Origin of the sequence: Paenibacillus germinis (assembly GCF_013141785.1) — a bacterium.
Lineage (GTDB): Bacteria > Bacillota > Bacilli > Paenibacillales > NBRC-103111 > Paenibacillus_E > Paenibacillus_E phytorum.
Window position 1 is genome coordinate 1 of record NZ_WHOC01000081.1, and the last position, 11292, is coordinate 11292.

General features: G+C 46.4%; 8 protein-coding genes. 3 read left to right on the top strand and 5 right to left on the bottom strand.

Annotated features, from left to right (window positions below; all coding sequences use genetic code 11):
* Both GC102_RS16580 and GC102_RS16585 read right to left on the bottom strand, forming a co-directional pair.
* Nucleotides 1–1375: NHL domain-containing protein (locus GC102_RS16580; RefSeq protein ID WP_171690533.1), on the bottom strand; the 1375-nt coding region annotated here is incomplete at its 3' end.
* A gap of 268 nt (nt 1376–1643) precedes the next feature.
* On the bottom strand, nt 1644–6005 hold the full coding sequence (locus tag GC102_RS16585; RefSeq protein WP_171690534.1) for an AAA family ATPase: 4362 nt from the start codon (nt 6003–6005) through the stop codon (nt 1644–1646).
* 509 nt (nt 6006–6514) lie between these two features.
* Here GC102_RS16585 and GC102_RS16590 point away from each other — a divergent pair.
* Genes GC102_RS16590 through clpP form a run of 3 tightly spaced genes read left to right on the top strand, consistent with a single transcriptional unit; the run spans nt 6515 to nt 8020 of the window.
* Complete coding sequence (locus GC102_RS16590) at nt 6515–7099, top strand: ArsR/SmtB family transcription factor (protein ID WP_060649270.1); 585 nt, start codon at nt 6515–6517, stop codon at nt 7097–7099.
* A gap of 13 nt (nt 7100–7112) precedes the next feature.
* Nucleotides 7113–7406, top strand: coding sequence for a hypothetical protein (locus GC102_RS16595; RefSeq protein WP_171644946.1), 294 nt, complete (start codon nt 7113–7115; stop codon nt 7404–7406).
* 32 nt (nt 7407–7438) lie between these two features.
* Entirely contained in the window at nt 7439–8020 is a 582-nt protein-coding gene (gene clpP / locus GC102_RS16600) for an ATP-dependent Clp endopeptidase proteolytic subunit ClpP (RefSeq protein WP_060649272.1), read from the top strand.
* 101 nt (nt 8021–8121) lie between these two features.
* Here clpP and GC102_RS16605 read toward each other — a convergent pair whose 3' ends face one another.
* The 3 genes from GC102_RS16605 to GC102_RS16615 form a co-directional block, all read right to left on the bottom strand.
* On the bottom strand, nt 8122–8946 hold the full coding sequence (locus GC102_RS16605; RefSeq protein ID WP_171690535.1) for a carbohydrate ABC transporter permease: 825 nt from the start codon (nt 8944–8946) through the stop codon (nt 8122–8124).
* Between the two features lie 22 nt (nt 8947–8968).
* Nucleotides 8969–9844 carry a carbohydrate ABC transporter permease gene (locus GC102_RS16610; protein ID WP_171690536.1) on the bottom strand — a complete coding sequence of 292 codons (876 nt, stop codon included), beginning with the start codon at nt 9842–9844 and terminating at the stop codon, nt 8969–8971.
* A 72-nt stretch (nt 9845–9916) separates the two neighbouring features.
* The gene (locus GC102_RS16615; protein WP_246320955.1) at nt 9917–11242 is read right to left on the bottom strand and encodes an ABC transporter substrate-binding protein; all 1326 of its coding nucleotides are present in this window, start codon (nt 11240–11242) and stop codon (nt 9917–9919) included.
* Nucleotides 11243–11292: the final 50 nt, after the last annotated feature.

The following is an 11292-nucleotide window of genomic DNA, read 5'->3' on the forward strand; positions in this document are numbered from 1 at the left end:
CGACCGTAATCGGGTTGCTTCCCGCGTTCAGGCTGATTGCACCCGATGCCGAGCCGCTCGTCACGGACGTGCCATTCACCTTCACCGTCGCAGTGCTATCCGCTACCGTCGGTGTAACCGTGATGTCGTACACACTGTTCGTTACGCTAGCCGTGTAGCTCGTCGTGCCCGATGCGAACCCCGGACTTAAACTGCCGCTCGACAACGTCAAGCTGTTCAAGTTCGCATCGCTGGATTGCCCCACTTTCCGAACCCTCTGGTTAAGCGAATCCCCTATATATAGAATACCGCTGCTATCCACAGCTACTCCAGTCGGGGTCATCAATTGAGCCGACGTCGCCGGTCCTTCGTCTCCTGAATAGCCAGCAACCCCCGTGCCTGCCATTGTGCTGATTTTCCCTGTCGAGTGATCTACTTTCCGTAAGCGTTGGTTATTAGTATCCGCTATATACAAATTACCGCTGCTGTCCACAGCAACGTCATTCACGTTGCTCATAGTGGCCGACGTCGCCGGTCCTCCGTCTCCACTATAGCTAGCCCCCACACCCGTGCCTGCCACCGTGCTGATGGCATTCGTCGATAGAACTAACTTCCGAATCGTATTTCCATTTTCTGCTATATACAAATTATTACTGCTGTCAATAGCTAATCCCAGAGGCATGCTCAATTGGGCCGACGTCGGCGCTCCTCCATCTCCCGAATGGCCTATAGTCCCCGTGCCTGCCACCGTGCTGATGTTCCCCGTCAATTGATCTACTTTCCGTATGCGTTGGTTTTCAGTATCCGCTATATACAAATTACCGCTGCTATCCACAGCCACGTCACCCGGGTTGTCCAATCGGGCCGACGTCGCAAGTCCTCCGTCTCCCGAAAAACCTGAAACCCCCGAACTTAAAAACGCCGTGCCTGCCACCTTGCTGATCTTCCCCGTCGATTGATTTACTTTCCGTATCATGTGGTTTCCATAATCCGCAATATACAGATTCCCGCTGCTGTCTACAGCAACTCCACGCGGGATACGCAATTGAGCCGATGTCGCCGGTCCTCCGTCGCCCGAATAGCCAGCAACCCCTGTTCCTGCCACTGTGCTAATGTTCCCTGTCGACTTATCCACTTTCCGAATCCGATGGTTGCTATAATCCGTAATATACAGATTCCCGCTGCTGTCTAGTGCCATTCCACCCGGGCCGTTCAATTTAGCTAACGTCGCCGATCCCCCATCTCCCGAATAGCCAGCAACCCCCGTACCTGCCACCGTGCTGATGATGTTGTTACTAGCGGCATAAGCTATTCCCCCAGACAATTCAGGCAGCTGTATCGCCATCAACAGAAACGCCAGTACACAAGCCATAATCTGTTTTACCTTTTTACTCATACTTTTTCCTCCCTCGTGTTATTTGCCTGCATCGTAAATTCAGAGGTTGTATCGCTCTTCCTCTCGTATGGGCATCTTTGTTGTTATCACGTAGATCGAGTTTAGGTTAAAAGTACTAAAGGCACATCTATAGAAAGTTATAGACTCGAAAAAAAACTCTTTTTTTGTCAAAAAAAGTCGTAGTTTTTCTTGATTAAACTAGAAATAGGACGTCACCGATTTCCTAATGAAATCAGTAACCGCCTATTGTCCGTGAGACCGATTGAAACTAGTTCAACAACTGAAGTTCCCTTGCCTTTTTGATTGCCTGCACTCTTTTATTGACCTGCAGTTTTCCATAGATGTTATTCGCGTGGCTTTTTACGGTTCCTTCCGTAATATCCAAATGCAACGCGATCTGTTTATTGGACAATCCTTCGGCCATGAGACGAACAATCTCCAGCTCGCGACTCGTTAGCAATTCGACCAGAGTCTCCTTTGCTTGATTTTCCCCCGTGTGTGAATCACCATGTTCCTCTATTTGCCATAGCCTTAGATAAACCAGTCGCGAAAATATCATTTCCAGCACTTCTAATCGCTCTGCCGTAAAAGCATCGGGGGTCAAATTATTTTCCAAATACAAGACCCCGTCCCGATGATCCAAGTAACGAACAGGCAAACACAGAATCGATCTGGGCCGCTTCTCTTGGATATGAGGATCAGCTTCAAACAGACTATCTCGTGCTTCACCAAGAATAACAGACTCCCTCGTTTTCATGACGAATTGAACGACCGAAGAAGCATAATCGCCTCTCCTATCTATGGAGATCTCCAGCTCACCGTTAGTCTCTTGCTGAGCCTCTATGACTAATTCCCCTAGCTTGCTGAGCAGGACCAGTCCTCTCTCCGCGCCGGTATTATGGATTGCCAACTGAAGGAAGGTCTCGAGCAACTCCGTTTCTGCCAGATCCCCGGATTGGATTTTATTGGCCTGCCGAAGTATCTCCATATCCATTTCTTTTCCTAGTTCAGCATGGGGATTACTGTTCCACGGCTGCATTTCCTCCTCTGTACGTCTATCGGAAACTTCAGCTTCGTCCCATTCTTTGAATGAAAGTGCTGCAAGTGCGGGATAGCGTTCCTGCAAGCTATTCAACTTCCCGGTTGCCCCCCACCTGAAATAAGCCTCGCAAGCATTCCGCAGGTACACCTCCGCCAAAGGATGATCGTTCAATGTTAGGTGGAAGTTAGCTGCAAGTTCCGCCGCAGTCGCTTCATCTCGCGGTTCGCCTGCTTCTCGTGCATAATGAATGGCTTGATTATACAGCTTCGACGCCTTTCCGTGTTCGTGATTCACACGAGCGTATTCCGCCTGCATCGCGTAGTATTTGGATAACGTGCTATCCGGGACGATTTTAGCCCACCGTTTCATTCGTTTCAGTAGCTGGTGCAGCGTTTTGCGATAGGTGCGTTTAGAACGTTCGGAAGCTTCGGGATAAATCGCCATGACGGCTAAGGCATGATAGAAACAATGTCTCTGTTTAACAGACAACAACATATTGGCTTCGAGGTGCTTGGAATGCTCCGCCAATGAGGCTGCTTCCGCATAACGGGCATAGACATACGCGACTTCAAGCTTGCACGTGTAGAAGTAATACCGATTTCCCTTATGTTCTTCGCTCAGCAGCTCTTCCTTCAACATCCGATCCTCTTGTGCATTCCCGATGTCGAACGACAACTCGCAGACCTCGGTCTTCCGCTCCAGAAGCTGGGCGTATCGTTTGGAGATTTGCAGCACCCTAAGCGTCATTTCATCGAGCATGTTCGCATACTGTTCTTCATAAGTGTTACAAATACGCTCTAATCGTCTCAAATCCCCGTCCGCTGCAATGATATGGCAGGATACGGAATTCCCCGCGCTCACCATATCACCGCACTCCGTGCTCAGCTGTACCGCCTTTTCAAAAATAGGCGTTATTTCTTGAGGGTGAAGAAACTGTAAGACCAGAGCCCTGATCATTTCGATTCTTCCTTTTAAAAGCATTCGGTCCGATTGCTCAGCGTAATGGCGGGCGACCTCGGCTAAACGTAGTGCGGTCCCGTACCATCCAAATCCTAAGGCCATGGTGATGGCATACGATCCCAGTGCAATGGAGAACGCCTCGCCGAGGCCTTGCTTCAGCGACATCCGTACATACCTGGCGAACATAATGACGGCCAATTCCGCATCGACAACAAAAATAACCGCAGATGATACCATGACGACTTCCGCCAATGCCTGCTGCAAGGGATCGTTGCTCATCGGCAATGCCTTCAACTGATTGCGCTGTTTGGCCAGCGTCAGTTGCGTACGGGCGATTTCGGCGAGAATGGACCCGCGGGAAGTGTGGGAAGGAATCGCCATCCCAAGCTCCGTCATCGCCTGCAGCGCGATTTCAACGGCTTGTTTCTCTTTCTTGTAAAACGTATACATCATGATCAGGATGACATAAATGCGGGTTCGATCCGTCACTAGTTCGGCATGCCGAAGCAGCTGCAGCAGATCAATCTCGGCTTGGTCAAAATCACCGAAGAAATAGCGGCATTCCGCGCTTTCCAGCACAAGCTCAAAATAAAGCGAGCTGGATCGGGATGGGCCCTCGCCCTGGGTCAATCGTGTACCCTTCTTCAATAGTTCCAATGCTTGGCTATACGCGGCGGATGCTTTCGCCTTCTTTCCCGCTTCAAGGTTAAGATGAGCCAATTGGTCCACTTCCGCAGGGTCGGTCATGTACTCGCTGCCCGCATTCAAATGATGCACGATTTCGAACAAACGATCACCGGGGTTGTCCAGATGAAAAGACCGCAGCATGAACCGTCCGACTTTTAAGTGAATCCGCTTTTTTTCATCATCCGGCAGCAGATGATAAGCGGCTTCTTGTACTTGATCATGCAAGAACCTATAACTATTTTCTTCTGCAACGATCAACCCTTCGCTTACCGCTGGCACCAAGATTTGCTCTGTGTGATTGGCGGACTTCCCGCATAGGGTTGATATCATAGTACGATCAAAAGAGCTTTCCAGACAGCCTGCCAAACCCAGCACCTGACGGGTTTCCTCCGGAAGCGTTTCTAATCTTCTCACAATCAGATCAATGACATCATGAAATCCTTCCATTTGCCGGATTTCCTCTATCTGCCAATTCCAACTCAATTTATCGGAATTAAAAAACAGCAGCCCTTGATCATAGTACGTTTGCAGCATTTGTGTTAAATAAAAGGGATTCCCTGCCGTTTGCCGATAGAGGACCTCCGCCAACGGCTTTATTTCACTTAAATCGTCATGCAGCATATCCGCGACATACCGGACAACGTCCGAATGTCCAAGTGCATGGATGTTCATAAAATGACTACCGATATCTAAGGAATCGGACTGTTCGAAAACCAACTTTCTGAAAGCGTGCCTCACATCAAGTTCATCATCCCGATACGTCCCGATAATCAACACATGCTTAAGCGAGGCATGGTTCCATAAATCCTGAATCAGTTGAAGCGAGGCCGAATCCGCCCATTGCAAATCCTCTAGCCCGATCACGAGCGGATGCAGTTCGTCTGCAAAGACCTTGATGAGATTGCCAAAAAGCATCTGAAATCGGTTTGTTGCTTCCAATGGAGACAAATTCTCGGCCGACGGCTGCTCCCCGATAATCCAAGTTAACTCGGAGATCACTTGCGTAAGAACACTTCCGCTTTGCCCTAAAGCTTTTAACAGCTTCGTTCTCCACCTTGCAACTTGCTCTTCCCCGCCCGCCATAATCTGCCGAATTAGAACTGATATAGCCGTAACGAATGCGGCATAAGGCTTGGATTTCTGAAGCGGTTCATATTTACCGAAGACCACATAGCCCTTATTCTGCATCACGTGCGATTGAAAGGCTTTGACCAGCATAGATTTGCCGCTTCCAGCATGACCGCCGATAAACAATAGCTCTTTGGAGCCAGAACTGGAGCGTTCATACGCATCTATGAGCTGCTGCCATGCCAGGTCCCGGCCATAAATCCGATCAGGCAACCGAAATCGGCTGCGTTCATCAACTACCCCCAATGGAAAGAGATCGATCGTTCCTTTCTCGATCCATTGATCGGAGCATTTGTTCAGATCGTCAAGGAGACCGTACACGCTTTGATAGCGATCTTCGACTGATTTGGAAAGCAGCTTCATGACAAGGTCATTCAACACTTTCGGAATATCGAGGTTAACCACCCGAGGCGGGACTGGCTTCATGGCCATGTGGGCATAAATCCAATCACTAGCCGAATTTGCCTTTAGCGGAAGCTCTCCCGTTAACAGCTCATAAAAAAGAATACCTACTACATACAAATTACTGCGCAGATCAACTTTCCGCTTCATACGGCCTGTATGTTCTGGCGAAATGTAGGCAAGCCCTTCATTGGAGGAGCTTTGCTGCTGCTGACCCCGCCTAAGCGTCAATTGCCCGTCTTCGAAGCGTACAAATAAATTTTCCGAGGTGATTTGAAAGAAGCCAACCTCGTTTTGATGCCGCTCTCGAAGCATCTCCATGACTTGCAATGCTATGGAAAAAAATTGTTGGATATTAATCGCATTCGCCTTTATATACGATCTTAGCGGCAGCTCATATGCCTCATTCAAATCTTTTTATCCCCCATGTCCTTGGTGCTGAGTGTGTTTTACTAATAATTTTATTCTATCTCTTTTGGTCATAAAGTGCATCTGACATCTTTTTGTATGATTAGAACAGAAGAAAGGATCTTCTCATTTTCAGAGAAAACCCTAAGATTTGCTAGCGCCAAACTTATCCTGCAAGGCTTTATTCGAAAATTTCGTCCTAGTTGTGTTATGGTTCTCCGCAATTGATCTTCAACTATCATGCCCGTCCCTCAGTCGGGGTTATCACCTTACAACAAAAACCGCCTAAGAAAGATTCGTTTCATTTATTATAGTCACCTCATCACCCTGCTAAAATAATTAAGCGTTCACCCAGTAGAGTGAACGCCTAATTACTTCAAAACTTTATTGTCTACTTCAAAACTTATTTGTCAGCCAACAAGAAGCTTTCACCCCGCCCATTGACATTTCATCTTCCACGTAATAAAATATTTTTACGTAACACATACTTTGTATTGGAGGCTATCCACTCCATGCTAAAAGATATTCAAGACAGCTATTACATCGAGTCTCCAGAGCAAGCTACCGTCTTGTTGAACCCTATTCGCGGGGAGATCATTGCTCAGCTGCTGGAACCTGGCTCAGCTGCTGAAGTGGCTCGAACACTCGGGGAAACGGCCCAACGCATTAACTATCACCTCAAAGCTTTGGAAAAAGCAGGCTTGGTTCAACGTGTTGGCACTCGTCAGGTGCGCAATCTAGTCGAAGTCTTATACAGAGCGATAGCCAAAACATTCGTACTGGCCGAATCGTTAAGTATGAAGCCTGAAACCTTGCAGAGGTTGAAGGACCAGAGCTCTTTGGCTCACCTTGTGACCACATCCGAGCGGATTCGAAGAGATGCGATGCTGCTTATGGAGCAATCCGATGTGGGCGAAGTAATTCCAAGTGCAACGCTACAGCTGCAGGTCCATCTGTCTGATGAACAGCAAAGGCAAACATTCGTTGAGGAGTACGCTGCCATGGTGCAGCAATTGGTGGATCGATACTCGGGCTGCAAAGACGGAAATGATGCCTATCAAGTCTTGTTAGCCGTATATCCCAAACCGAAAGAATGAGGAGGCAAACGCCATGAATCATGAACAACAAACAAGTAAACCGCAGAATGACGCAGTACCTGCAACACCTGTTATTGCTTGGGAGCAAGCCGTTGATCGTACTCCTGAAACCTCAGGAAGCAACGTGATCTCGATCGACTCTTATCGTCGTCAAGGCACCTCGCCTAATGAATCAGAAGCTACCTTCACCGTTCGTGAATTTCAAACCACCCATGGCGAAGAACCGATCCGTTTAATCATGGTATCCTCTGGTTTTGGTCAAAAACGTACTGTCCACAGTCATACCGTCCAAAGCAAAGCTTCTTAAATATAATACTTAAAAATGAAAGGATGATTCCTATGAGTTTCATACCTATGGTTGTCGAACAATCTTCGCGCGGCGAGCGCTCTTACGATATTTATTCCAGACTACTCAAAGATCGCATTGTGTTCCTTGGCACGGAGGTTAACGATCAAGTGGCCAATGCGATTGTTGCCCAGTTGTTGTTCCTTTCCGCTGAAGATCCGGAGAAAGATATTTCTCTCTACATCAACTCACCCGGCGGTTCCACTTCTGCAGGACTGGCGATTTACGATACGATGCATTTCATTAAGCCTGATGTTTCCACCATCTGCGTAGGTATGGCCGCATCCATGGGTGCCATTCTCTTAACGGCAGGTGCACCTGGCAAAAGGTTCGCTCTCCCTAACGCAGAGGTCATGATTCACCAACCATGGGGAGGCGCGCAAGGCCAAGCCAGCGATATTCACATTCGTGCCCAGCACATTCTCAAAACACGGCGAACACTCAATCGTATCCTTGCTGAAACAACGAAGCAGCCGATCGAGAAGATTGAATTAGACACAGACCGTGATTACTTCCTAACCGCTGAAGATGCGAAAACGTATGGATTGATTGATAAGGTAATTGAGAAAATCTAATGGTTCATCCTATAAATCAAGATTGAAAAACCCTAGCTACTGGCTAGGGTTTTTTCAGTAATAAATGAGCGCTTCAAGGGAACGTAGGTCTCCTATTATCCCTAACCTTTTACCGCGGAACCCGTAATACCTTGAATGATATATTTTTGTCCAATAAGAAATACAAGCAGCATGGGAACAATGCCAGCAGAAGTAGCTGCCATCATCCCGTTATAGTCAATATTGAATTCTAGTATGAAATTCTGCATGCCCAGCGGGACCGTATACAGATCACGGTCAAGCAGGAAAACGAGGGCATTCTCATAGTCATTCCAGTGCCAGGAGAAATCAATAATCGCTAAGGTAGCCAACGCCGGTTTGGCCAGAGGCAGCATGAGTTGAAAGAAAATACGGAAGTGACCAGCCCCGTCTACAAAAGCAGATTCAGTAATCTCCTGCGGGACTGACATGAAAAATTGTCTCATCAGAAATACCCCGAAAATGGTAAACAAGCCAGGAAGAATAAGTGCCCAATGCGTATTATAAATCCCTATTTTATCAAACAAAATAAATTTGGGAACAAATAACACTTGCGGTGGAACCATCATCATAGATAAGTAGAACATGAAGAGCAGGTTTCTCCCCTTAAACTCTATTCGCGAAAATCCATAAGCCGCTAAGGAGGATAAGAATGTAGCTCCAACCATGCAAATCAGAGCTATTTTCAACGAATTCATATAATAAATAAGAAAGCTTTCCTTGCCTGTCCATACTTTAATATGATGTTCAAACGTCACCTTCTGGGGTATCCATTGGATCGGGTACTGGAACACTTCATTGGGTGTTTTAAAAGATGTACTTATCATCCAAAGAAACGGCAAAATCATAAAAAGACCCAATATCAGCATGGCAATCGTATATAGTAACTTTGTCGATTTTATCTCCATATGTCTCAACTCCGGTTTTTACTTAATAGTGAACCCATCGCTTCTGACCAACCCATTGAATCATCGTGATCAAGAAGATGATAGCGAATAAGACCCATGAGATGGCAGAAGCATAGCCCATTTCATAGTAACGAAACGCATTGTGATAAATAAATAAGGATAAAATCGTTGTACTGCCGCCAGGTCCGCCTTGCGTAACAGCTTCAATCATGCCAAACGTCTTCATCGACGTAATCAAGCCCGTAATCATTAATAAGAACGTAGAGGGACTAACTAGCGGAAAGATGATTTTCCAAACCGTCGTCCATGAGCTAGCTCCATCGATTTTTGCGGCTTCCAGTTGTTCTTGCGGTATTTCTTGAAACGCTGCCAAATAAATGATCATATTATAACCAAGAAGAAACCAAATCCAAATAATGTCTATGGCGTACATCGAAGAAGTCGTCGTAGACATCCATCCTGGCGGATTATCAATGCCAATAGAACGAAGAAAGCTGTTAATAGGTCCCTGCGACGGCTGAAACAAAAGCATCCATACAAAAGCTACAGCTACACCGCTCGTAATGTAAGGCATGAAAAACATAGCCCGAAGCAGACTCTTTACATACACACTGCGATTTAATACAAGAGCTACAAGAAAGGCTAATCCTATTGAGACAGGGACAGCAGCAAGAAATAAGGCTGTTTTCTTCAATGAAACATAGAATACAGGGTCATGAAATAATCTATTGAAATTGTCGAGGCCGATCCATTCGATATCCGGCGATGTGTATTTATAATTCGTGAACATAATCCCGAGCGAGAATATGGCAGGGATTACAAAGAATAATATGACGCCAAGCATGTTAGGTAAAATGAACAAGTACCCTAATCTCTGTTGTTTTTTTGCCCAGTTCATGCAATCAACCACTCCTTTTTGAACAAAAAAGGGAGGTGCCTCTTTCTTGATGCATCCCCCCATTTTTCTTGCTTATTTCTTATTTTTGGATAAGTAATCGTTATGGCGCTTGACCGTATTTTTCAGGGTGTCATCTAAGGATTGTGCCTTCAAGAAATATTTCTCATATTCTTCTCTTCGCGCATCTACAACCTGTTGCGGGATCGTTGCTGTAAACGTAGGGAATTTGCCGAATACAACCTTTTTGAGCGAATCTACATCATAGGTTTTCTCGTTGTCTCCAAGGAGTAGTTTAATAGCTTCTTCCACATTCGCATCCTTAGAAGAAGGAATTCGTCCGCCGGCAGCAAGCGGCATCATTCCACCATCGGCATACCATTTCAAAAACTTCCAAGCTTGCTCTTTGTTCTTCGAGTTTGGATTAATGGAAATAACGTCGCCAAGTCCTCCCGGATATTTAAATGATGACTGTTCTTTCGTCACTTTAGGAACGGTGGCAAACGCAATCTTGAAGTCGCGCGGGAAATCTTTCATGTTGTTTGAACTGCGGAAAATAAACTCGCCCGCTCCCAGCATAGCTGTTTCGCCTTTTAGGAACATCGTATCTGTCGGCATCTTACTCGTAATTTGTTCGCCTAGCAAGGGCATCGACTTATCGGTATACATCATGTTAAATACGGCCTCATAGGCCTTGCGAACAGTTGGTTCATCGAGATTAGATGTGCCATCTGCTTTCGTGAATCCTGCTCCCGCATTGGTGCCATCGAAGAAGCTAGGATACGCAGAGATATGTTGTGTAAAGCCCCAACGTGTGCCTTTTTTAAGCTTCGTCGCATATTGCTGCAAATCGGCCATCGTCCAATCTAACGCAGGAACGGCCAGCCCCGCTTCATCGAGTGCATTTTTGTTCAACCAAACGAAAGATACATTCTTTTTGGTTGGAAGACCGTAATACTTATCTTTTACTTTCCAGTCCTTTGCATCGGTGCCCATTTTATCGTCAATATTGTAGTCTTTAAATTCACTAAGATCGAGTGCTGTTCCAGCATCAACACGTTTCGATAAACCCGATAAGGTATAGTTGACATATAAATCGATACCTTGATTTGTCGTAAGAGCCGTATCAAGCTTCAGATTGCCGGCATCATCATTGACAAAACGCTCATATTTCACCTGAATATCGGGGTTCTTTGCGTTCCAATTATCAACAACCAACTGCGGGCCGGATTCGGCTGGTACGCCCCCCCACATCGTAAGCGTGACTGCTTTCTTAGCTTCTGAAGAAGCAGCAGGACTGTTCTTAGCGGCATTCTCACCCGATGAACCGCAGCCTGCAGCAACTCCCAACACGACAGCCGCTGAGAGTAGACTTAGCGTTGTTTTCTTCATATTCATCATTTGACCCTCCTGTATTTCATATCCTTACTGGTTACAAATCAACTATATCA